Source organism: Flavobacterium frigoris (assembly GCF_900111075.1).
GTDB classification, from domain to species: domain Bacteria; phylum Bacteroidota; class Bacteroidia; order Flavobacteriales; family Flavobacteriaceae; genus Flavobacterium; species Flavobacterium frigoris.
The window spans coordinates 271,240-292,493 of the sequence record NZ_FOFZ01000001.1 but is presented as its reverse complement, the minus strand read 5'-3'; the positions used below and the strand labels follow the sequence as shown (position 1 = coordinate 292,493).

25 protein-coding genes are annotated in these 21,254 nt (G+C 33.5%); 4 read left to right on the top strand and 21 right to left on the bottom strand.

What is annotated here, in order from left to right; translation table 11 throughout:
- Positions 1–35: 35 nt before the first annotated feature.
- The 16 genes from atpA to BMW63_RS01135 form a co-directional block, all read right to left on the bottom strand.
- Positions 36–1,613, bottom strand: a complete 1,578-nt coding sequence (gene atpA / locus BMW63_RS01205; RefSeq protein WP_074720418.1) for a F0F1 ATP synthase subunit alpha — start codon at positions 1,611–1,613, stop codon at positions 36–38.
- 36 nt (positions 1,614–1,649) lie between these two features.
- Entirely contained in the window at positions 1,650–2,183 is a 534-nt protein-coding gene (gene atpH / locus BMW63_RS01200) for an ATP synthase F1 subunit delta (RefSeq protein WP_074720416.1), read from the bottom strand.
- A 4-nt stretch (positions 2,184–2,187) separates the two neighbouring features.
- Complete coding sequence (locus BMW63_RS01195) at positions 2,188–2,688, bottom strand: F0F1 ATP synthase subunit B (RefSeq protein WP_074720414.1); 501 nt, start codon at positions 2,686–2,688, stop codon at positions 2,188–2,190.
- Between the two features lie 85 nt (positions 2,689–2,773).
- On the bottom strand, positions 2,774–2,965 hold the full coding sequence (gene atpE / locus BMW63_RS01190; RefSeq protein WP_074720412.1) for an ATP synthase F0 subunit C: 192 nt from the start codon (positions 2,963–2,965) through the stop codon (positions 2,774–2,776).
- A gap of 34 nt (positions 2,966–2,999) precedes the next feature.
- The gene (gene atpB / locus BMW63_RS01185; RefSeq protein WP_074721120.1) at positions 3,000–4,154 is read right to left on the bottom strand and encodes a F0F1 ATP synthase subunit A; all 1,155 of its coding nucleotides are present in this window, start codon (positions 4,152–4,154) and stop codon (positions 3,000–3,002) included.
- A 119-nt stretch (positions 4,155–4,273) separates the two neighbouring features.
- The gene (locus BMW63_RS01180; protein WP_074720410.1) at positions 4,274–4,666 is read right to left on the bottom strand and encodes a DUF6168 family protein; all 393 of its coding nucleotides are present in this window, start codon (positions 4,664–4,666) and stop codon (positions 4,274–4,276) included.
- A 66-nt stretch (positions 4,667–4,732) separates the two neighbouring features.
- On the bottom strand, positions 4,733–4,960 hold the full coding sequence (locus tag BMW63_RS01175) for an AtpZ/AtpI family protein (RefSeq protein ID WP_074720408.1): 228 nt from the start codon (positions 4,958–4,960) through the stop codon (positions 4,733–4,735).
- Positions 4,929–5,336, bottom strand: a complete 408-nt coding sequence (locus BMW63_RS01170; protein WP_074720406.1) for a bactofilin family protein — start codon at positions 5,334–5,336, stop codon at positions 4,929–4,931. The genes BMW63_RS01175 and BMW63_RS01170 overlap by 32 nt, the downstream gene beginning before the upstream one ends.
- A 2-nt stretch (positions 5,337–5,338) precedes the next feature.
- On the bottom strand, positions 5,339–7,972 hold the full coding sequence (gene porW, locus BMW63_RS01165; RefSeq protein WP_074720404.1) for a type IX secretion system periplasmic lipoprotein PorW/SprE: 2,634 nt from the start codon (positions 7,970–7,972) through the stop codon (positions 5,339–5,341).
- A gap of 87 nt (positions 7,973–8,059) precedes the next feature.
- Positions 8,060–8,755: an ABC transporter ATP-binding protein gene (locus tag BMW63_RS01160; RefSeq protein ID WP_074720402.1), complete on the bottom strand. Its 696-nt coding sequence runs from the start codon at positions 8,753–8,755 to the stop codon at positions 8,060–8,062.
- 40 nt (positions 8,756–8,795) lie between these two features.
- Positions 8,796–10,280, bottom strand: coding sequence for a DUF5687 family protein (locus BMW63_RS01155; RefSeq protein WP_074720400.1), 1,485 nt, complete (start codon positions 10,278–10,280; stop codon positions 8,796–8,798).
- Between the two features lie 47 nt (positions 10,281–10,327).
- Entirely contained in the window at positions 10,328–11,035 is a 708-nt protein-coding gene (locus tag BMW63_RS01150; RefSeq protein ID WP_074720398.1) for a hypothetical protein, read from the bottom strand.
- Complete coding sequence (locus tag BMW63_RS01145) at positions 11,032–11,703, bottom strand: hypothetical protein (RefSeq protein ID WP_074720395.1); 672 nt, start codon at positions 11,701–11,703, stop codon at positions 11,032–11,034. Before BMW63_RS01145 ends, BMW63_RS01150 begins: the two co-directional genes overlap by 4 nt.
- A 111-nt stretch (positions 11,704–11,814) precedes the next feature.
- The gene (locus BMW63_RS01140; RefSeq protein ID WP_074720392.1) at positions 11,815–12,126 is read right to left on the bottom strand and encodes a GIY-YIG nuclease family protein; all 312 of its coding nucleotides are present in this window, start codon (positions 12,124–12,126) and stop codon (positions 11,815–11,817) included.
- A 78-nt stretch (positions 12,127–12,204) separates the two neighbouring features.
- On the bottom strand, positions 12,205–12,360 hold the full coding sequence (locus BMW63_RS18070) for a hypothetical protein (protein ID WP_175460249.1): 156 nt from the start codon (positions 12,358–12,360) through the stop codon (positions 12,205–12,207).
- Between the two features lie 5 nt (positions 12,361–12,365).
- Positions 12,366–12,701, bottom strand: a complete 336-nt coding sequence (locus BMW63_RS01135) for a PadR family transcriptional regulator (protein ID WP_074720389.1) — start codon at positions 12,699–12,701, stop codon at positions 12,366–12,368.
- A gap of 133 nt (positions 12,702–12,834) precedes the next feature.
- Here BMW63_RS01135 and BMW63_RS01130 point away from each other — a divergent pair, with 133 nt between their 5' ends.
- Positions 12,835–13,884, top strand: a complete 1,050-nt coding sequence (locus tag BMW63_RS01130; protein WP_074720387.1) for a ferredoxin--NADP reductase — start codon at positions 12,835–12,837, stop codon at positions 13,882–13,884.
- An 85-nt stretch (positions 13,885–13,969) separates the two neighbouring features.
- Here BMW63_RS01130 and BMW63_RS01125 read toward each other — a convergent pair whose 3' ends face one another.
- Complete coding sequence (locus BMW63_RS01125; protein WP_074720385.1) at positions 13,970–14,983, bottom strand: glycosyltransferase family 9 protein; 1,014 nt, start codon at positions 14,981–14,983, stop codon at positions 13,970–13,972.
- 45 nt (positions 14,984–15,028) lie between these two features.
- On the bottom strand, positions 15,029–15,634 hold the full coding sequence (locus BMW63_RS01120) for a DUF4254 domain-containing protein (RefSeq protein ID WP_074720383.1): 606 nt from the start codon (positions 15,632–15,634) through the stop codon (positions 15,029–15,031).
- A gap of 133 nt (positions 15,635–15,767) precedes the next feature.
- Between BMW63_RS01120 and upp the strand changes: the two genes are divergently transcribed.
- Positions 15,768–16,421, top strand: a complete 654-nt coding sequence (gene upp, locus BMW63_RS01115; RefSeq protein WP_074721118.1) for a uracil phosphoribosyltransferase — start codon at positions 15,768–15,770, stop codon at positions 16,419–16,421.
- Here the strand turns inward: upp and BMW63_RS01110 are convergent.
- The gene (locus tag BMW63_RS01110; protein ID WP_074720381.1) at positions 16,416–17,345 is read right to left on the bottom strand and encodes a DUF6427 family protein; all 930 of its coding nucleotides are present in this window, start codon (positions 17,343–17,345) and stop codon (positions 16,416–16,418) included. The genes upp and BMW63_RS01110 overlap by 6 nt on opposite strands.
- 143 nt (positions 17,346–17,488) lie before the next feature.
- Here BMW63_RS01110 and BMW63_RS01105 point away from each other — a divergent pair, with 143 nt between their 5' ends.
- A complete protein-coding gene (locus BMW63_RS01105; RefSeq protein ID WP_074720379.1) occupies positions 17,489–17,719 on the top strand; it encodes a DUF6341 family protein in 231 nt (76 codons plus the stop codon).
- A gap of 49 nt (positions 17,720–17,768) precedes the next feature.
- Here BMW63_RS01105 and purD read toward each other — a convergent pair whose 3' ends face one another.
- Positions 17,769–19,043: a phosphoribosylamine--glycine ligase gene (purD, locus tag BMW63_RS01100; protein ID WP_074720377.1), complete on the bottom strand. Its 1,275-nt coding sequence runs from the start codon at positions 19,041–19,043 to the stop codon at positions 17,769–17,771.
- A 134-nt stretch (positions 19,044–19,177) separates the two neighbouring features.
- Here purD and BMW63_RS01095 point away from each other — a divergent pair, with 134 nt between their 5' ends.
- Positions 19,178–20,488, top strand: a complete 1,311-nt coding sequence (locus BMW63_RS01095) for a phenylacetate--CoA ligase family protein (RefSeq protein ID WP_074720375.1) — start codon at positions 19,178–19,180, stop codon at positions 20,486–20,488.
- Here BMW63_RS01095 and BMW63_RS01090 read toward each other — a convergent pair.
- Positions 20,472–21,254, bottom strand: a complete 783-nt coding sequence (locus BMW63_RS01090; RefSeq protein WP_074720373.1) for a glycosyltransferase family 2 protein — start codon at positions 21,252–21,254, stop codon at positions 20,472–20,474. The two genes, BMW63_RS01095 and BMW63_RS01090, sit on opposite strands and share 17 nt — an antisense overlap.

The window sequence follows — 21,254 nt, the reverse complement described above, 5'->3', positions numbered from 1 at the left end:
ACCTTAATACTTACTACCTAATACTTAATACTTTTTTAGTTATATTTTGCTGAAATTTCTTTTGCTACAGTTTGGATTACATCTGTAATTTCATCTGTAAGTTTCCCTGCTTTCAAAGCATCTAGAGTTGCTCTGTGTTTGTTGTTAAGGAATTCTAAGAAATCTTTCTCAAATTCTTTTACTTTATTCACAGGAACATTTCTCAAAAGATTTTTTGAACCAGCATAGATAATTGCAACTTGATCTTCTACTGTATAAGGATCGTTCAAACCTTGTTTCAAGATCTCAACGTTTCTTCTACCTTTTTCAATTACGTTTAAAGTAACTGCATCTAAGTCAGAACCAAATTTAGCAAACGCTTCCAATTCACGGAATTGTGCTTGATCTAGCTTCAAAGTACCTGCTACTTTTTTCATTGATTTAATTTGTGCATTTCCTCCAACACGAGATACCGAGATACCAACGTTAATTGCAGGACGTACTCCAGAGTTAAACAAATCACCATCAAGGAAAATTTGACCATCTGTAATCGAAATTACGTTTGTTGGGATATAGGCAGAAACGTCACCAGCTTGAGTTTCGATAATAGGAAGTGCAGTTAATGAACCACCACCTTTTACGATTGGTTTCAATGAATCTGGTAAGTCGTTCATGTTTTTAGCAATTCCATCATCAGCAATTACTTTACAAGCACGCTCTAATAAACGACTGTGTAGGTAAAATACATCTCCAGGATATGCTTCACGTCCCGGTGGTCTTCTTAATAAAAGAGAAACCTCACGGTAAGCAACAGCTTGTTTAGATAAATCATCATAAACAATTAAAGCTGGACGACCAGAATCTCTAAAATATTCTCCAATTGCAGCTCCGGCCATTGGCGCGTAAACTTGCATCGGAGCTGGATCAGAAGCATTAGCAGCAACAATAATGGTGTAAGCCATTGCGCCTTTTTCTTCTAACATTTTTGCGATTCCTGCTACAGTAGACGCTTTTTGTCCAATTGCAACATATATACAAAATACAGGTTTTCCTGCATCGTAAAATTCTTTTTGATTTAAGATAGTGTCAATACAAACAGTTGATTTACCTGTTTGACGGTCACCAATAACCAATTCACGTTGTCCACGACCAACTGGTATCATAGCATCTACTGCTTTTATCCCTGTTTGTAATGGTTCAGTAACTGGTTGACGGAAGATAACTCCAGGAGCTTTTCTTTCCAAAGGCATTTCGTATAAATCTCCACCGATTGGTCCTTTTCCATCAATTGGAAAACCAAGAGTGTTAACTACACGTCCTACCATTTGCTCTCCAACTTTAAGAGAAGCGATACGTTGTGTTCTTTTTGCAGTAGAACCTTCTTTGATTCCTGTTGATGGTCCTAAAAGTACTACACCAACATTGTCTTCTTCAAGATTCAATACAATAGCCTCTAAACCATTGTCAAATTCTACTAACTCACCGTATTGAACATTAGAAAGCCCGTAAACACGAGCAATACCATCTCCAACTTGAAGTACTGTTCCTACTTCCTCTAGCGTAGCGCCAGATTCAAAACCTTCTACTTGCTTTCTTAATATTGCTGAAATTTCAGCAGGTTTGATTTCCGCCATCTTAATTTATAATTTAGACACTTAAATGTGCAATAACTAGTTACTTAATTCTCTTTTTAATACTTGTAATCTGTTGGCTACTGAAGCATTGTACTGCTTGTCGCCTATTCTCAAAATAAATCCTCCAATAATCGAAGCATCTACGTGATTTTCTATCGTGATTTTTTTATCTGATAAGGTAGCAATTTTAGCTAAAACTTTAGCTTCTAATGCAGCATCCATTGCAATGGCCGTAGTAACTTGAGCTACTTCTACACCATTCATGATATCAAATAATTTGCTGTATTCTACTGCAACAGCTTCCAAAATTTCAAATCTTTTGTTTTCAAATAACAAATGAAATAAACTTTTTGTTACGCTATTGGTATTTGCAAAAACTTCCAATAAGGCCTTTTCCTTAACTTCTACTCTCAAAGTAGGGTTTTGGATAAAAGTGCTCAATTCTACATTTGCACTTATAGTTGAAGCGATAGAATTCATATCATCACTAACTGCTTCAGCCACTCCCTTAGATTGTGCTATCTCTAGAATTGCTTTTGCATAACGAATTGCTGCTCTTGTACTTGCCATAATATTAGTTTAGCTTTACGTCACCTAACATCTTCTCAACTAATTTAGTTTGAGCTTCTTTATTAGATAATTCGTCTTTCAATAATTTTTCTGCGATAGTCAATGACAAAGTAGAAACTTGTAGTTTCAATTGAGCCATAGCTGCATTTTTTTCGCTTTCAATTGCTGCTTTTGCTTGTTCGATCATTTTCAGACCTTGTGCTTGCGCTTCAGTTTTAGAATCAGCAATCATTTTTTCTTTAATTTCACGTGCATCTTTTAGCATGTTATCACGCTCCATTCTTGCTTCTTGTAAAATACGTTGGTTATCAGCTTGAAGATTTTGCATTTCTTTTCTAGCGTTTTCAGCAGAAAGCAAAGCATTTTTAATTCCTTCTTCTCTATCATTTACTGCGTCAAGAATTGGTTTCCAAGCAAATTTTTTCAATAAGAATATTAATCCCACAAATATTAATACTTGCCAAAAGAACAAACCTAACTCAAACTGATGTATTAACTTTTCCATGTTATGTATCTATAATAATATTTAATTTAATAATAAAAACAATAGTTACAACCAACCGTTGCAACTATTGTTTTTTGAGTTTTAATTAAGCGGCGAATAATGCAGCGAAACCAATACCTTCAATTAATGCAGCTGCGATAAGCATAGCTGTTTGGATTTTTCCTGAAGCTTCTGGTTGACGAGCAATAGCGTCCATTGCTGAACCACCAATTCTACCAATACCTAAACCTGCTCCGATTACAATTAATCCAGCTCCTACATAATTTAAACCTTCCATAATATATATAATTAAAAATTAAACATTCAATTTATTAGTGCGCCTCCTCATGGTGGTGCTCTTCTACTGCTGAACCAAAGTACAGCGCTGATAGCAATGTAAAAATATAAGCTTGTAAAAATGCGACCAATATCTCTAAGATAGAAAGTGCAAACGACAATGCAAATGATAAACTACTTCCCAACCAGCTTTTGAAAATAAACATCAAACCAATAATACTCATCAATACAATATGTCCTGCAAAGATATTTGCATACAAACGGATCATTAATGAAAAAGGTTTGATTATAACTCCTAGCAATTCAATTGGTGCTAATACGATACGCATTACTTTTGGTACACCTGGCATCCAGAAAATGTGACCCCAATAGTTTTTATTTGCCGTAAGGTTTGTAATTAAAAATGTCATGATTGCTAATGCAAATGTAATGGTTAAATTACCAGTAACATTTATACCGAAAGGCATCAATCCAAAAATATTTAAGAACAGTACAAAGAAAAATATAGTCAATAAATAACTCATATATCTCTTGTAGTGTTTTTCTCCAATGTTAGGAATAGCAATTTCGTCACGAATAAAAAGAACCACTGGTTCAAATATTCTTCCAGCTCCAGAAGCAATTCCGCCATTTTTAGAATAGGTCTTCGCCAAACCAGCAAAAATAAATACCATTAAAATAGCAGCAATGAATATAGACAATACTGCTTTTGTGATTGAGAAATCTAAGGGACGTTCATTTTCAGGGAAACCTGTTTTTTCGTCTTCTATTATTTTTCCTGAAGCATCCGTTTTGTATATTTTTCCATCGTGATGATTTATCGCATAGAAATTACCATTAGATTCGGCAACTGCTTCTCCATGTTCGAATTCAGAAGATGAAAAAAGTTGTAAACCATTATCCCAAAGGATTACTGGTAATGAAAAACCATAATGTTTTCCTTCTACTTCATCAGAGAAAAAAGTAAAGTCATGAGAGTCTAAAACGTGATGACCAATGAATGCCTTTATTTTAGATTTTACATCTGTAGGTTCAGCATGAGCTCCTTCCTGGCTTTGTTCTGTTGTTTCGTGTGCAACTTCAGTATGAACTTTTACCGAATCCACTTCGGGATTTGCAAAAGTCATTAAAGGAAGACACGCTACTAAAGTCGCTATTATAAATCTAAGTGGTCTGTTTGAAATCACCATAACTGTTAAATATCTTAATTTTTTACGTTTCTGAAATTTGGTGCAAATGTACATTTTTTATTAATATCCAAAAGGATATAAAAACATATTTTTTTTAAATCCTTCATCTATTTGCAGATCTATTGCTTTTCTTTTAATATTCGTATCGTTAAAACGGTCTCCATTACTAAAAAAAGGATAAACATCCCAAAAAAATTAACTTTCTCTATTGTATTATCATATGTTGTAATGTGCAAGATAGGTTTTAAAATCAAATAACAAAAAACCATTTTGATACTTGTTCCTAAAAGAAAAGACATTCCTACATTATCAAAACTTTTTTCTTTCACTTTTAGTAATACAATGAATATCAAAGTAGACATACCGAAAAACAATAAATAGAGCACTTCAATTGAATACTGGAATACTGCGACATCGATTTTCAAAACGTAGAAAATAAATTTATGTAACAAATATGCTATCACGGCCAGAAGAGTTAAACTTAGAAGTGGTTTTTGATTTTTTAAATTCATGCTGTGTTTATTTTACCGTAAGGTCAATAAGACTCGGAACAATTTTCAATTCCTATTAATATTAATTTATTGGGATTTATTGATTTCGTTCACTTGTCTTATAACATTGTATAAAGCAATAACGACCCCAACCATGACCAGAATTTTATTGTAATATACTTTTGGATTGGGGTAATTGTCATCCAACCAGTTTCCCCCATAAGCAAACAAAAAGATGATAACCCCCATTTGAATGGGTATATTAATTAAAGTGATCCATTTGCTAACTTGATTTTTGTTGGGTTTCTTTTCCATCGGCTAACAATAGATTTGATTCATTAATTTTCATTGTGCAGGACGCAGTAAAATCAGCACCTGGTTCCACAGATAATTTACCTACTGTAACTTCACCTTTGATACTGGCATTTGCCTTTACATTCAGGATTTCAGCAACATAAATCGTACCTTCAAATTTCCCTTCAATATCTGCATTTTTACAGTTAATATCCCCTGTTATTATTCCGGCAGGACCTACAACTAATTTTCCAGTAGACTGAAAATTTCCTATCAATTCGCCATCCAACCTAAAATCGGCCTGGGAAATGATATCTCCTTTTATAATTGTTCCTTCTACGATTCTATTCGTTTTTCCTAATAGCTCTGTATAGGGCTTTGCTTTTCTATTAAACATTTTTATTCTTTTTTTAATCCTAAATAGACATTTAGATTTTTTTTAATTTGAACTACTTTATAATTTTCGTTTGTAAGAATAATGACTGGAACTATTATTTTAAAATCCTTATTTTCTCTTAAAATAGCACTAATATTTCTGGCATACGCTTCTGAGTTTATACCATGAATCGCTATGAAGTTTTCTGTGTCACTATACCCATCCAAAGAATAATTTAAATCCTGAAAAGTAACACCGCTCATGAATTTTTTAATCTTTTCTTCCATTTCTTTTGTGCCTGTTTCATCTGATACCGCTACTTTGTAGAGTACTTTCCAGTTTTTAGTATCTGTGGTAGTAAATTCTAATTTTTCTAAGAAAGGAATTTGGTCCTTCACAATTTCCTGCGCTTTTTTACCCTCTTCACTATTTGGATAATTATCTGCCACAAACTGCAATGCATTTTTGTAGGCTGTTACTCCTCTGAGTTTTCCAATGGCATTCGCTTTCAAAAATTCGAATTTCGAAACAATTTCATCTCCAGAAAACTGACTTATCAACATCTCAGATTGCTCTAAAACTGCTACAAACTGTTCCTCTTCATATTGTTTATATAATGCGTCATAAACTCCTTCTGGGGTATCCTTCAAACTTATTCCTTCTGGGTTTGTGTTGTTTATTATTTGAGCATAGCGAGAATCTGGAAATTGGGAATTAATCCTGTCTTTCATTGCTGCCGCTTTACTGCTGTTTGTGATTTGGTAAATCTTGTACAAATTATACATTGTAGGAAGAATCAATTTTTCTTCCGGATTATTTTGTAATAATTGCTCCAGCTTGTTGGCTGCGAGCTCATATTCTTTGAACTTTTCCTTATAAATTACACCAAGTTGATAATAGGCTTTATTGCGTTCCTTCCCAATGCTGTCAATTGCAGCTTGCGATGTTGGGAGTTGTTTCAAATAAAAACTGGTAGTATACTCTTCTACTATACTATTCTCTTCCTCTTTTAATTTGTCTTCTGGTAACAATTCATTGGCATTCAAAGTATCATCTGAAGCCACATTATTCTTAGCCGTTGATGAAAGCCTCCAATTGCCTGCTGAACTTCGATTTCCCCATATTTTTTTAAATTCTAATTTCCCAAAAGAAACAGTCGTAGGATTATAAAAATAGAAAAGACTTGTTGTTGTATTTGAAACGCCCATGGAAGGTGGAGCAAGTGACGACTTACGCCCTGGTTGACCTGCGTTTTGCGCCGAAACAGCTGGATCAATAGATGCTGTGGTACTGTTTCTTTCTCTGTTTTCTTGCTTTTCTTTTAATTTTTCTTCTAAAATTCTTTTGGCTTCATCCTTCTTTTTTAAGGTGTCTATATAATTTTCGAAATAAGAAATTCTACCGCCTTCTGGCATAGAAACAACGTTTAAAATACTGTCGTTTCTCGTAGCGATTGCTTCATACAGAATGACTTCATCTAAATCTTTTCTGATTTTTTGAATGTGAATGAATTCTCTAGTTTTCAAGTCAAGATTCACTAAAGTACTATCGTAATATTTAGCAGCAACTGGGTACGCTGCTTTTCTAAAATACATATTTCCTATATTCCTGTAATTTGAAGCTTTCAAATATTGGTCGATAGTTGTTTTTTTAAGAGATATATTGTAAAAATCTAATGCTTTTTTCTGATTGTCTTGTTTGTCATAAAAAACACCCATTTGGTAGTTTAAAACATCTAGAAATGGCCTATTTTCTCTATCAGCAATCAATTTTCTATAGGTTTTTAGAAAAGTAGCGGTATCTCCTTTTTGATAGTCAAACAACTGCGCTTTTCTAGCTTGTGCTTGTATAACATATTTTCTTTCTGATTTTCTGTTCATTCTGATTACCGACTCATAGCTGTAAATCGCGCTGTCTTTCTTGCCTAACTCTTCATAAAGTTGTCCGAGTATAAAGCGATATCTTGCTTTTTCTTTATTGTGTTTGGTGAAGTATTCGGCAACTTTTAATTTAATTAAAGCAGAGTCTTTTTCTTCCAAGTTCAAAAACGCCTCGGATAAAAGGGCATTAACATCCGCAACAACCTGATTTTTAAGTTTATGGTCCCTTAAAAGAAAAGTCATGTTGTTGACTACCAAAGCATCATTACCCAATCGCATATTGGTTTTACCACGCCAAATCTTAGCTTCATAAATCCTACTACTATTGGGGTATTTATATAGAATGTAATTGAAAGCGTCTAATGCGGGAATAAATCTTTGATCGTAATATCTGGCTTTGCCCAAAAGTAAATAAGCCTCGTCTATTTGGAAGTTTTTTTCTCTTCCTTCAATATTCATAGAATGTTTCTGAATGGCTTTAGTTGCCTTCGTTTCGGCTAATTCAAAATCAGCATTTTTAGTTTTTCCTTCTGCCTTAACTTCATCCGAAATTTGCATCCTTTCTATAGGCAAACGTTTCCAGAAATTGTCTTTGCTATTGGCTTCTATCCCTACAATTCCCTTATCTAACCCAATTTCGCCATTGTATAAAATATTATACTTTGTACTGAGCGCATGTGAATTTCTGGACAAAAAACTATTGTTCTTAGTTGAGCAGGCCACCAAAAAACAGAGAAACCCTACTGGAATTGAATATTTAAATATATTGATTTTCAAATGATACCGTTTTTATCATTAAACTTTTAAAAAAGCTTTTTAGTATAATGACTGGTAAAAATACGTTTCTTTTTGAAATATGGAAGTTTAAACCGCGAAAAACATTTCTAGCTCCTGAAGCGTTTCCTCAGACGTTTGAATATCTTTTACTATTTCCCCTTTATTTAAAGCTACTATTCGATCACAAACCTCTACAGTATGCTGCAAATCATGGCTTGAAACCAAAATCGTGATGTCCTTATTTTCAGCGAGTTCTTTAATTACTTTTTTCAATCGATTAACCGTTGTAGGATCTAAATTAGCAAAAGGCTCATCGAGAATGATCACTTCAGGATTGCCTATCAAAGTTGCAATTATCCCTACTTTCTTTTGGTTTCCTTTGGATAAATCACGCAGGTATTTTTTATTTTTTAGAATTTCTCCATTAAAAAACTCTTCGTATTTTTCTAACAAAGCGTCAATATCGGCCTTGTTTTGACCGCGTAAATCCCCAATAAAGTAAAAATATTCTTCAGGAGTAAGATAGCCTATCAAGAAACTTTCGTCAATAAATGCAGCCGTAAAAGGTTTCCAGTCTTCGCTGGCGCTTACCAGAATTCCGTTGTTTATGATGCTCCCCGTTGAAGGTTGGATTAAATCCAATAGTAAACTGAAAAAAGTCGTTTTTCCGGCACCGTTATTTCCCACGAGACCTAAACTTTGACCTTTTGGAATTTCAAGGTTTTCGATATTTAAAACTGTAGTTCCGTTATATTTTTTTGAAAGTTGATTTACCTGTATCATTATATTTTTATGTGTTGTAATAACTCAAGAGTTATCATTACTAATTTTCTTGTTGTTTGAAACCACTGATAGTTGCGTATTTTCTTTTAGTATAACCGGCGGCAATTGTATTCAAAAGATAATTTCTCAATACCAACCCAATCACGCCAATTGTCGCAATTGCAATTATAGCTACCTCTGCATTTATTAATTTATAAATACCATAAAAAATCAAGGTTGGGATTAGCATCAAAGGCAATCCAACAATCCATTGCGTTGCTCCAGTTCCCTGATAATTCATGAATGGGCTTTTCTCTAAATCAATTCTTTTTTTATTATACGAACCCGCAAATAACAAAAGGGGAATGTTTACACCTAAATTATAAGTCGCGCAGGCAATATTAATTGCTACTATTTTCCATCCAAAATAAAGATAAGGTGTACTTAAAATCGCCAAAACAACTACAGAAACAGACATTAATCCAGCTTTTGAAGCTAGATATTGCTTCATGGGAATGTTTTGTGACATCATCATTCCGTAATAATTACTATCCCAAGAGGGAACAAATTGCCCGTAATTTAACATAAATACGCCTGTCATTAAGATTCCAACAACCACAAAGAAAGCTGGCGTATCTTTGTAATGTGGATTCGTATAAATCATTAAACCATAAGCCAAGAAAATTAAGGAAATCCAAATTACTGTTTTGGGTCTTTTGTTTCTCCATATCATTTTTAAATCCAACTGTAGAAAAGGAGCAATCTCACCAAAACGTTTGGTCCAACTTAAATCAGACGTTTTTGCTTCTTCCACTTTCGATTGTAATGAGCTGTCCAGATAGAAATTGGTTTTTAGGTACTTGAAATTTAAAAGATAGAATCCCGCTAAAATCAGGATTGGTACTAAAACGAATATTGGTTGTAACACTAAAGTATCAAGAACAACGCCTGAAAGCGTGGTGATTTTAAAAACACCAAAATAATCCAGACCAAAAAACACCATTCCTAAAACTACAAAGGGAAGAAAGGCTTTGATGTTTTCGGCAAATTTCTTTTTTATTAAAAAATTAGCATAATTGACTATTAAAGCTAAAATATACATACCTAACATCCAAATAATCATGTTCAACGTACCATAATTTCCTTTGATAATATTAAAAACCCCAAAAGGGATAATAACCAATAAGGGAAAAATATTGTAGATCGAAATTAAACTCTTCAGCAAAACAAAGTGGATTACCGATTCTTTCTTTATGGGCAATACTAATAATGGTTTGATATTCATTACGGGTAAACTTTGCATAAAAAAACGAAAAATGAGTTCTATGGCTAACCAAAAAATAACAAAACTATTGACTATCGTCAATGGTTTTTGATTGGGGAATGCTTTTAGCAATATAGGATATAAAGCAATTCCCAAAACTAAAAAAACAAGCAAAAAATAAACGACCAGAAAGCCCATCAGAATTTTTAAGCCAATGCTTTTTCCCACACTAGCCGAACGGAAAAAAGCTTTTAATTCTAAATTTATAAAATGTTTAAACATAGTTTAATGGTTTAGTTAAAATATAAGTATCTAAAAGTAAGAAAATGTTACAGCTTTATTAATTTATATTCTGGATAGGTCGCTATTAAATACATTTCTGCCTTGGCAGGTATGATTCTAAAAATAATGAAAAGGAACAAAATAAGTGATACTAGAAAGAAGCTAAAACCCACTGTCCAGTATTCATTTTCTAAATAAGTTTCGGGATGATTAAAAATATGTACCATAAAATTAAGAGGTACTCCAAGAATCCCACCAAAATAACCATAATTGTGGATTGTTTCTTCAAATAGCCATCGTTTTTCTCCGCTTTGTTTCCTGTTTTTAGTGGCTTTGTGATTTTTGTAGAGTTCATAAAACATTACAATAAACAGTGCAAGATATGTTCCTAAGAAAATATATTCTCTGTAATCACTGAACTTTAAAACTAAATATAAACCCAAAGTCATTGCTACTGTCAAAATAATCTTTGGGATACCAAAAAAATCTTTGAAGTGCTCCCAAACAATGGAGTTATACTTTTTACTTAAAACTGCCTGTCGTTTTTCGACCACATCCATAAATCCAAAAACACCAAACTTCTTGAATTCAACATTCAAGGCTTGGTCAAAACTAAGCTTGGGATTCTCCTGCCATTGGGTTTCGATAGCATTCGCCAAATGATCCACTAATTCTGATTGCAAGTCATACCATTCCACATAATGCTGGCGCGTGAAAATAAAAAGATGTTCTATTTGTGGGGCGGTTAGTTTCATAAATTAGAAATAGATAGTTTTTTTTCGAATTGAAAATGTTTGTAAACAAGTTGCAGATAAAGACCCGTAATTAGAACGTAAAATATTCCGAAAAAAATAGATACGAAAGCAATTTTAGCATCTGGATGATTTAAACGAATTGGAAATGCACCAATTCCTAGCATAAGAAGAAATACTATGAGACCAAAACTTTTTTTCTTTATCAAATAACTATACGTTGTCTGCTGCTTTGACTTAAAAATAAAGCCCCAAGCCAATATAACCAAACAAAATTCGACTAGAATAAATGATTTTAAAATTGTTTGACCATTCATAAGTAATACTTCATAACTAGAATGTCTAACAAATAGAATTAATAAAAGTGTGGTAAAAAATGAAATTGGAATCACAGTCATGAATAGCCTTTTTACTATTTTATGACATTTTACCGTCATTATTTTAGGGTTCGTAAAACCTATTAACCCAGAAAAAGAAGGTTTTAATTGTGGTTCCCATTTTTCAAAAACGATTCGTAAATTTTCATCAAATGAAAGTTCGTTTTCATCCATTAGAAATTCAATTTCAGAGGCTATATGATCCGTAACTTCTAGTTTTATGTCGTCGTATGTAAGACCGTTTAAAACTAAGGTTTCGTCGATTAAGGCTATTTGTTGGTTGGTTAGTTTCATGTTGTGTCTATATGAAAGTTGGTATTGTGTTTTGATGTTTTGAAATATTTGCTTTTATTATCATATCCTTACTCCGTTTGTCATGCTGAGGAACGAAGCATCTCTACAAACCTATTCAAACAAGTAATTAAGAAAATTCAACTCGGGATTAATTGTTTTTATTAGTGTGATTTTCTTGTCTTTTTTCCATCCTTTGATTTCTTTTTCTTTAGCAATTGCTATTTGTATCCAAGTAAACTTTTCAAAATACAATAAATAATGAACATTATATTTGGCTGTAAACGAGTTAGGATTCAAGGATTCTTTGTGTTGCTGTAACCGAATTTTTAAATTGTTAGTAACTCCGGTATACAAAACAGTTTTAGCTTTATTGGTTAGAATATAAACATAATAACTATGATACCCTTCTTGAAATTCTATCATATCATTTTACTTTACAAGTGATTTGCCAATTTTGTGGGGATGCTTCGTTCCTCAGCATGACAAGTTACTACTAATGTGTTAATTACTGTTCGGGATAGATTGCGTTTTTAAAACTTCAATTTCTGTAACAAGGTGATACGTGACTTCCAGTTTTATGTCGTCATATGTAAGACCATTTAAAACTAAGGTTTCATCGATTAAGGCTATTTGTTCTGCTGATAATTTCTTTTCCATAAAAATTAAAATTCTAACTTAGGATTTACTAAAGATTGCATGGTTCTAATAAAATCTTCCAATTCTGCGAGGCGGTTCACGGTTTCCTTAGTTCCTGCTTCCGTCAGCTTGTAATATTTTCGCATGCGGTTATCTACTTTTTCAATTTCTACATCTAGTATACCTTCGGCTTCGAGTTTGTGTAAGGCAGGATAGAGAGCACCTTCGGTGATATTGAGTTCTCCTTGCGTAATGGCTTTTACCTTTTGAGTGATTTCATAGCCGTACATCTTACCATTTTCTTCCAATAATTTCATGATGATGGTATTTAAACTTCCTTTATACAATTGTGAATTTTTCATAAACTAACTCCTTTAATCAAAAACAAATATACATAAGATTCTTATACATAACTATTCTAGGTATGTAAATTTTTCAAACACTTTGATTTAAGAAACCTATTCTGTTTAGTATATTTGTAAAAAAATATATCCCATGCCTTCATTTTTAAAACTAATCATAAAAGAAGTACGCCGCGAAACCAAGGATGCGGTTTCCATACTCTTTAATGTTCCTGAAGAATTACAACCCAATTATACTTTTATTGCCGGACAATATGTTAATATCCGATTAACGCTGGACGGTCAAGAAATTCGTCGTGCTTATTCAATCTGTTCTTCTCCAGAAAGTGGTGAATTGCGTATCGCGGTAAAAGCAGTAAAAAACGGTACTTTTTCTCAATTTGCCAATACCAAGCTTAAAGCAGGAGATGCACTTGAGGTAGGGAAGCCAGAGGGAAAATTTATATTCGAACCTCAAACGGACCGACAAAAAAACTACGTGGCTTTTGTATCAGGAAGTGGGATAACACCGGTAATTTCGATCTTGAAAAGCGTCTTAAAAAGCGAACCAAAAAGCTCTTTTGTACTGGTTTATGGTAACAAAACACCCGAAGAAACGATCTTTAGTAAAGAATTACACGATTTACAATTACAATATGTAGGTCGCTTATTTATTCACTTTGTCTTTAGTCAAGCCAAAGCAGAAGATGCTTTATTTGGTCGAATCGAAAAATCAGCGGTAAATTATGTTCTGAACAACAAACACAAGGAGCTGGAATTTGATAAATTCTATTTGTGTGGGCCAGAGGAAATGATCGAATTAGTTTCGGGAGTTTTAAAAGAGAAAAATGTAAAAGAATCAGCTATAAAATTTGAGCTTTTTACCTCCTCTTCTCATGAAAACGTAATAAAAGATTTAGGAGGACATTCTAAAATTACCATTATGGTAGACGACGAAGAGACCACCTTTGAAATGTCTCAAAAACAAACCATACTTGAAGCAGCACTAAAACAAGGAATTGATGCTCCTTACTCCTGCCAAGGCGGCATTTGCAGCAGCTGTCTTTGTAGAGTAACTTCAGGGACTGCTGAAATGACGAAGAATTCCATCCTAACTGATAAAGAAATTGCTGACGGATTAATCCTTAGTTGTCAAGCACATCCTACATCAGAAACGATCTATATAGATTATGATGATGTTTAGGAAATAAACATCGCCTATTTAAAATTCCAAACTCCACCTTCAAAAACTGGGATTTGGAATTTTTTATTTTGGGATATTTAGATATTTAATGAGCTAATTGCGACTGAACACTGAACACTACCTTCTCTGGAGTAATGGTTCTCATAGCATCTTCATAACCTTCCACTTTTTTATTGCCATAAACAGATGTTGGCAACATTGGGTATCTTTCTCTATCAGAAACTAAAGAATTCGATAATGGTTGATTAAAAGAACCAAATCCAGCATACGGATGCGTAGCACCCCAAAGTGTAATGACTTTTACTCCCAGCATTGCTGCAATATGGGCATTTCCAGAATCCATAGAAAGCATTACATCCAGAGTACTTATAAGTTGTAACTCCTGCTGAAACTTGATTTTGCCTGCCATGTTAATAACATTGTCTTTTGAGTCTGAAAGAGAATCTAAGATTTCCATTTCTTTCTTTCCTCCTCCAAAAAGCACAACTTTATAATTTTGATTATCAGACAATTGACGGATAACTTCTTGCATTAAATCCAAGGGATACACCTTAGAATCGTATTGTGCAAAGGGCGCGATTCCAATTAATTTTTTATTATCTGTTCCAATAAGATTTACTGTTTCTTTATCTAAATTGGCTTTTTTGGGAAATACCGAGGTTGACAAATCTATCGGAAAACCGAGTTCTTCAAACACTTTTGTATGTCGTTCAAACACCGTAGATAAAGGTTGGAAAATTTTATTATCGGCACGTGTTAATGCTTTTTTACCTTCACGTCCTTTGTCCGTATACGCCGTTTTTTTTCCACTCAAGGCAAATAATGTCCTAACAAGTTTAGAACGTAAAACATTATGCAAATCGGCGAACGCATCGATATCTAATTTTTTCACATCTTTAAATAACCGCAGCAAGCCACGCAATCCTTTGTGCCGTTCATTTTCATCGAAAGCAAAAAAAGCAATGTTGGATATTCCTTCAAAAAAGGGTTTGAAAAAAGGTCGGGATATGACCGTTAGCTTAACCTCAGGATATTGATTAACAAAAGCCCTTAAAACAGGAACCGTCATGGCGACATCTCCCATTGCGGAAAGTCTCATGACGGCTATATGCTTTATTTTATTTGACAAATTAGTACTTGTCAACTATTTTTTTCCTTGGTACAAAACAGGATTTAACTCGTCATCATTGTACATTTTCATTTGCTTGTACACTTTCATGAATTTATCTCCACTAGAAATGTCTACTAATAAATCGTCAATTGCGGTAGACAAATCCGTTCTTTGTTCTAATAGAATATTTAATTTCGTCTGACATTTATCTCTATGATCTTGAGATGCTTCTGCACGAGTCGCTTCTTCATTCATATGATAAATCTTCAATGCTAAAATTGACAATCTGTCAAAAGCCCAAGCTGGACTTTCTGAGTTGATTTTTGCATTATCTTTTACTTTTACATCGCTATATTTTTGCAAAAAATAACCGTCAATATATTCTACCATATCAGTACGTTCCTGGTTAGAAGCGTCAATTCTTCTTTTCAAAGTCAAAGCAGCAACAGGATCAATATTTGGATCACGAATAATATCTTCAAAATGCCATTGAACAGTGTCAATCCAATTTTTCAGATACAATAAATGTTCAAATTGCTCTTTAGGAAAAGGGTTATTTATAGGCTGATCTACATTATCATATTGATGATAATCTTTGATGCTTTGTTCGAATACGGAGTACGCTAATTTTGAAAACATATTTTTATATTTTATAGTTACAAAGATACTTTTTATACTTTTATAAAAAAATTACAAATCACAAATCTAATCTAGAACCCAAAAATCAGCATTAAATCTGATTAGGGAACTAAAAATGTTAATTCAACAAATCATGCAAATTCACAATCTATCGGAAAACAATAGCGTTCTTAATCATTTTTTGGGACAAATCAGAAATGTAAATATACATAATGACAGCATGCGTTTTAGAAGAAATATTGAGCGAATAGGAGAAATTATGGCGTATGAATTAAGTAAAGATTTGCATTATAAAGCAGTCGAAATTCAAACCCCACTAGGCATCAAAAAGACCACTGAGATTGCTGATCAATTAGTAATCTGTTCTATTTTACGTGCCGGATTCCCCATGCATACGGGTTTTTTAAATTATTTTGATTCGGCTGAAAATGGTTTTATTTCTGCATCAAGACACCACCCAAACAACGATGATTACTTTGACATTCTTGTAGAATACCAGGCTATCGCAGATTTTAATGGTAAATATTTATTATTGGTAGATCCAATGCTTGCTACCGGACAATCAATTGTGGCGGTCTTTAACAGATTATTAGAAAGAGGAGAAGCAAAAGAAATTCATATTGCCGTTGTAATTGCTGCACCAGAAGGAATAGCCTATCTGGAAAAACACTTGCCAGACACTTGCCATCTCTGGATAGCCTCTTTAGACGACAACCTAAACGAGCATAGCTACATCGTACCAGGACTGGGAGATGCGGGAGACTTATCGTACGGAACCAAATTATAATTGCGAGAAAAAAGCGAATAAGCTACAGGCTATAAGAACAACCAAAACCATTTCTTGCTTCAGTTTTACCTGCGGCATTTCGATATGATTTGTTGCCATTATGGCCAATGGAGCAATTGTAAATATCAATAAATCATTGCTTTTATTTGAAGAAACCAAGAAAATCAATACGCCAATAAAAAAGGAAGCGATGATTTTTTTGAAAGCTGCATGCGTTACCGAAAGTCTACTAGAAAGCGTCGCAAACATAGAGATAACAAAAAACAAAGCCACGGTAGCATAGATAGACAATGCGCCGTTTTGATAATTATTAGTGAAATAATTAATTTGAAAACTGGTTTTTACACTGCTATTGATATATTCTAATGCACTGATGTCAAAAAGTATCGAACTAAGCGCAAAAAGAATCCCTACTGCAAAAAAAGCAATAATGGGCAGTATCCAATTTCTATAATCGCTGGAAACGTGGAAAATTATCGAAATAAATACCAATACTAAATAAAGAATAGACCAAAAATGAAATAAAGAAGCTACAAAAATCCATAGAGAGGCATCAAATATTTTTTCTTTAGAAGCTTTTAGGGACTGCAGAGACAGCAATCTATGAAGTGCTAACAAGATAAAAAAATTGGCAACGATTAGATTAATGTTGTCTAAAACCGAAGGAAAAAAAATGATAAATAAAAAATAAAAAAAGATGGTATAGCTACTGTCTTTACTGAGTCCATTCTTTTTTGAAATGAAATTTGCTATAAAAACAGAGCCTAATAAAGCAAGTAAAATTCCTGCTTTTTGAATACTCAATATTGCGGAATCTGTCCAGACCAAATCCTGAATTTGATAGATCAAAAAAAAACTAATTATTAAAATTACGACCAGAGAAAAATTTAATGGTGTAGATTTTTTAAAAAGACTTGTAATCATAAGGATATTTTATACTTTTGTAACTTTAAAACTGTAAATATAATACTTGTTTAAAAAGGAAACCCTCAAGTTGAAAAAGATTCTTAACAAAAGCATTTATCACTACTGGGAAATTAAAAGAACAACAACATAATTTTAACGATATGAAAGCATTTTTTGAAGGAATTCAATACCTATTTGTAAATATATTATTTGCTCCCTTAGACTTTTTACGTTCATTAGAACTTCAATCATGGTTTGCTGCAAATACTATCAATTGGCTTTTTATGATTATTTGTGCAGTCGCAATGGTATACTGGGTTATGCAATTGAAATTACACGATGAGAACGGTGAAGAAAACCAAGATACTACAGCACATTCTTTTTTTAAATAAATCGCAGCACTAACCCCAAATAAAATTTAGGGTTAAGCAGCATACTAATTTACAAAAGATCGTTACCGATATCTTTTCTAAAATTCATCTTATCAAAATGTAGCTTGTCTATATTTTGATAAGATTTTTTTATGGCCTCTTGAAAGTCATTTCCATAAGACGTTATGGCTAAAACCCTTCCTCCGTTAGTGACCACAGTATTGTTCTCCAGTTTCGTTCCAGCATGAAAAACAATGGAATCTGTAATTTTTTCCAGTCCAGAGATAATTTTCCCTTTTTCATAATCTTCAGGATAACCACCAGATACAACCATAACTGTCGTAGCGCTTCTCTCGTCTATTTCAAGCGTGATTTCGTCCAGTTTTTCATTGGCTACAGCCAAAAACAATTCCACTAAATCTGTTTTTAATCTTGGAACCACCACTTCTGTTTCTGGGTCACCCATCCTTACATTGTATTCAATGACAATAGGTTCATTATTCACATTAATCAATCCGATAAATACAAACCCTTTGTATGGGATTCCGTCTTTCTGGAAACCTTCAATTGTAGGTTTAACGATGCGTGTTTCTATTTTTTCCATTAATACAGCGTCGACATAAGGAACAGGGGAAACAGCTCCCATTCCGCCTGTATTTAACCCCGTGTCGCCTTCGCCAATGCGTTTATAATCTTTGGCCGTTGGAAGTATCTTATAGCTTTTTCCATCAGTTAGAACAAAACAACTCAATTCTATACCATCAAGGAACTCTTCAATAACTACTTTTGAACTAGCGGCACCAAATTTTTGGTGCACTAGCATGTTTCTTAATTCTTCTTTGGCTTCCGCCAAATCATGAATAATCAAAACTCCTTTTCCTGCAGCTAATCCGTCAGCTTTTAGTACATAAGGAGGTTTTAATGTGGCAAGGAACTCACATCCTTCTTCTACCGTTTCAGCCGTAAAACTATCGTAAGCAGCAGTTGGTATATTGTGTTTAACTAAAAATTCTTTCGCAAATTCTTTACTTCCTTCCAGTTGCGCTCCAATTTTAGAAGGCCCAATAACCGGAATATGACTCAGTTGTTCATCATTTAGAAAAAAGTCATAGATTCCTTTTACTAACGGGTCTTCTGGACCTACAACAACCATTTCTACCTTTTCAGCAAGAACAAACGTTTTTATGGCATCAAAATCAGTGATACTAACATCAACATTCGTTGCTATCGCAGCGGTTCCGGCATTCCCAGGCGCAACAAAAAGTTTGTCGCAAAGTGGACTTTGAATCATCTTCCATGCAAATGCATGTTCTCTTCCGCCTGAACCTAAAAGTAAAATTGTCATGTCTTGTGTTGTTTAGTTGTGCTGCAAAAATAATTGCTTTTGAACGTAAAAAATAATTAATTTCTAAAAAGTTGTTGGTTCATCCTAATTAGTTGTTCCGATACATTATTTTTGAAAAAACAAAAAAACAAAAAATGCTGCCTCTTTTTGACTTATCACTTCAATTTAATGGTTATCCAATTCAGGAGGCTAAAGCTGAACTGCAAAAAATTATCGCATTTACGGCAAGCCAAAAAGAGCATTTCATTGAGAATAAAAAAAAAGAGATTGTTACTTTCCATTTAAATAACAATCCTTTCTATCAGCAAATAGTTGGCGCAAAATCGTTTAACAATTGGAACGATCTTCCTATTTTAAATAAACAAAACTTACAGCGTCCATTGACTGAAAGACTTTCTAACGGTTATTCCCTTAAAAACGTCTACGTTAATAAAACATCGGGATCGAGTGGAAATCCGTTTGTTTTTGCCAGGGATAAATTCAGTCATGCACTATTTTGGGCTTCTACTGCTTATCGTTTTGGTTGGTACGGCATTAATTTAAACACTTCCTATCAAGCCCGTTTTTATGGAATTCCAATGGATTTTATGGGGTATCAAAAAGAACGGATTAAGGATTTTTTGGGCAATCGGTTTCGATTTCCAATATTTGACTTGTCTGATTCCGTCCTTGAAGGTTTCTTGCACCATTTTGAGACAAAAAAATTTGACTACATCAATGGCTACACTAGTTCCATCGTTTTATTTGCCAAATTTTTACAGCAAAAAAACATCGTTTTAAAAGACGTTTGCCCGTCACTACAAGCGTGTATGGTTACTTCAGAAATGCTTTTTGAAGAGGACAAAAAACTTTTAGAAAAACAACTAGGCATTCCGATTATCAATGAATATGGCGCGTCAGAATTGGATTTAATTGCATTTCAAAATCTTGAAGGAGACTGGCAAGTCAATGCTGAAACGTTGTTTGTGGAAATTCTCGATGATAATAATAATGTTCTTCCTTACGGACAAGAAGGCCGAATTGTAATCACTTCATTGTTCAACAAAGCACATCCGTTTATTCGTTATGATATTGGTGATATCGGGATTTTAGATAAAAAAAGCACGGTACGAAAACCTATTTTAAAAAAGTTAATTGGCAGGACTAATGATGTTGCAATTTTACCAAGCGGAAAAAAAGCGCCTGGTTTAACCTTTTATTACATCACAAAAAGCATTATTGAAGATGATGGAAACGTAAAAGAATTTACAATTAAACAAACAAAAATGGATTGTTTTGAAATTGAATATGTAAGTGAAACCGAATTAAACATGGAGGAAATTACAAAAATCGAAAACGCAATTGCGTTATACTTAGAACCAAATTTAAACTTTAGTTTTATTCGAAAAAATACTTTGGAAAGAAGTAATCGCGGCAAATTGAAGCAGTTTACTGCAATGGTTTAATTATCTTAATGTATCCTGGTTTAATGAATAACTGTACAACTAAAAACAGCGTCATGCACACTACCGCAACAGCAAAATTAAGTCCATGGAACTTTGTGTAAACAGCAAAATTATATTGAATCAAATCTAACTTTGAAGTCGAAAGAGAGTCGTTTCTAACTCGGTAATACGCAAGGCTTTCAGGAACAGGTTTAGCCACTTTTATTTTCTTTAGAATTGTGAGCCAAAGCATCCAGTCTTGTCGTTTTCGAATAGATGAAATCGTAATTTTTCCAAAATAATCGACATCGTAGATTCCGGTTAAATTCCCCACGTAATTACAAAAAAACAACTGCCTGTAGGAGAGGTTTAATGGCGATTCTACTCTTTTATTCAACGATTTCCCCTCTTCATCGATACAGTCATAAAAAGAAAATGTGAATGGTATCTTATTCGTTTTCAGTAAATTAATTTGTTTTTGAAGTTTCTCTGGTTTCCAAAGATCATCAGCGTCCAAAAATGAAATATAACTGCCGTTAGCATTAGAAACCCCCAGATTTCTAGCAACGCCAGTACCTGAATTTTTGTTAAGTTGGAAAAAATGAATTCTATTATCCGTTTTAGCCATTTCTAAAATTAGAGATACGGTTCTGTCTGACGAACAATCATCAACCAAAATAATTTCCCAATTAGGGTAGGTTTGGTTTTGAACCGATTGAATCGTTTCAACTACGAATTTTTCAGAATTAAAGGTTGGAATTATAATAGATACTAAAGGTGTTTCCAT

Excerpts from the sequence above, each read along its gene's own strand:
- BMW63_RS01095 (WP_074720375.1), top strand. The coding sequence starts at position 19,178 with ATGCTGCCTCTTTTTGACTTATCACTTCAATTTAATGGTTATCCAATT.
- BMW63_RS01130 (WP_074720387.1), top strand. The coding sequence starts at position 12,835 with ATGCCTTCATTTTTAAAACTAATCATAAAAGAAGTACGCCGCGAAACC.
- BMW63_RS01180 (WP_074720410.1), bottom strand. The coding sequence starts at position 4,666 with ATGAATTTAAAAAATCAAAAACCACTTCTAAGTTTAACTCTTCTGGCC.
- BMW63_RS01195 (WP_074720414.1), bottom strand. The coding sequence starts at position 2,688 with ATGGAAAAGTTAATACATCAGTTTGAGTTAGGTTTGTTCTTTTGGCAA.
- BMW63_RS01175 (WP_074720408.1), bottom strand. The coding sequence starts at position 4,960 with ATGGAAAAGAAACCCAACAAAAATCAAGTTAGCAAATGGATCACTTTA.
- BMW63_RS01125 (WP_074720385.1), bottom strand. The coding sequence starts at position 14,983 with ATGAGACTTTCCGCAATGGGAGATGTCGCCATGACGGTTCCTGTTTTA.
- atpE (WP_074720412.1), bottom strand. The coding sequence starts at position 2,965 with ATGGAAGGTTTAAATTATGTAGGAGCTGGATTAATTGTAATCGGAGCA.
- BMW63_RS01110 (WP_074720381.1), bottom strand. The coding sequence starts at position 17,345 with ATGATTACAAGTCTTTTTAAAAAATCTACACCATTAAATTTTTCTCTG.
- upp (WP_074721118.1), top strand. The coding sequence starts at position 15,768 with ATGCAAATTCACAATCTATCGGAAAACAATAGCGTTCTTAATCATTTT.
- BMW63_RS01105 (WP_074720379.1), top strand. The coding sequence starts at position 17,489 with ATGAAAGCATTTTTTGAAGGAATTCAATACCTATTTGTAAATATATTA.
- BMW63_RS01145 (WP_074720395.1), bottom strand. The coding sequence starts at position 11,703 with ATGAAACTAACCAACCAACAAATAGCCTTAATCGACGAAACCTTAGTT.
- atpB (WP_074721120.1), bottom strand. The coding sequence starts at position 4,154 with ATGGTGATTTCAAACAGACCACTTAGATTTATAATAGCGACTTTAGTA.
- BMW63_RS01160 (WP_074720402.1), bottom strand. The coding sequence starts at position 8,755 with ATGATACAGGTAAATCAACTTTCAAAAAAATATAACGGAACTACAGTT.
- BMW63_RS01155 (WP_074720400.1), bottom strand. The coding sequence starts at position 10,280 with ATGTTTAAACATTTTATAAATTTAGAATTAAAAGCTTTTTTCCGTTCG.
- BMW63_RS01120 (WP_074720383.1), bottom strand. The coding sequence starts at position 15,634 with ATGTTTTCAAAATTAGCGTACTCCGTATTCGAACAAAGCATCAAAGAT.
- atpA (WP_074720418.1), bottom strand. The coding sequence starts at position 1,613 with ATGGCGGAAATCAAACCTGCTGAAATTTCAGCAATATTAAGAAAGCAA.
- BMW63_RS01170 (WP_074720406.1), bottom strand. The coding sequence starts at position 5,336 with ATGTTTAATAGAAAAGCAAAGCCCTATACAGAGCTATTAGGAAAAACG.
- BMW63_RS01090 (WP_074720373.1), bottom strand. The coding sequence starts at position 21,254 with ATGGAAACACCTTTAGTATCTATTATAATTCCAACCTTTAATTCTGAA.
- BMW63_RS18070 (WP_175460249.1), bottom strand. The coding sequence starts at position 12,360 with ATGGAAAAGAAATTATCAGCAGAACAAATAGCCTTAATCGATGAAACC.
- BMW63_RS01150 (WP_074720398.1), bottom strand. The coding sequence starts at position 11,035 with ATGAAACTAACCGCCCCACAAATAGAACATCTTTTTATTTTCACGCGC.
- BMW63_RS01140 (WP_074720392.1), bottom strand. The coding sequence starts at position 12,126 with ATGATAGAATTTCAAGAAGGGTATCATAGTTATTATGTTTATATTCTA.
- BMW63_RS01135 (WP_074720389.1), bottom strand. The coding sequence starts at position 12,701 with ATGAAAAATTCACAATTGTATAAAGGAAGTTTAAATACCATCATCATG.
- purD (WP_074720377.1), bottom strand. The coding sequence starts at position 19,043 with ATGACAATTTTACTTTTAGGTTCAGGCGGAAGAGAACATGCATTTGCA.
- atpH (WP_074720416.1), bottom strand. The coding sequence starts at position 2,183 with ATGGCAAGTACAAGAGCAGCAATTCGTTATGCAAAAGCAATTCTAGAG.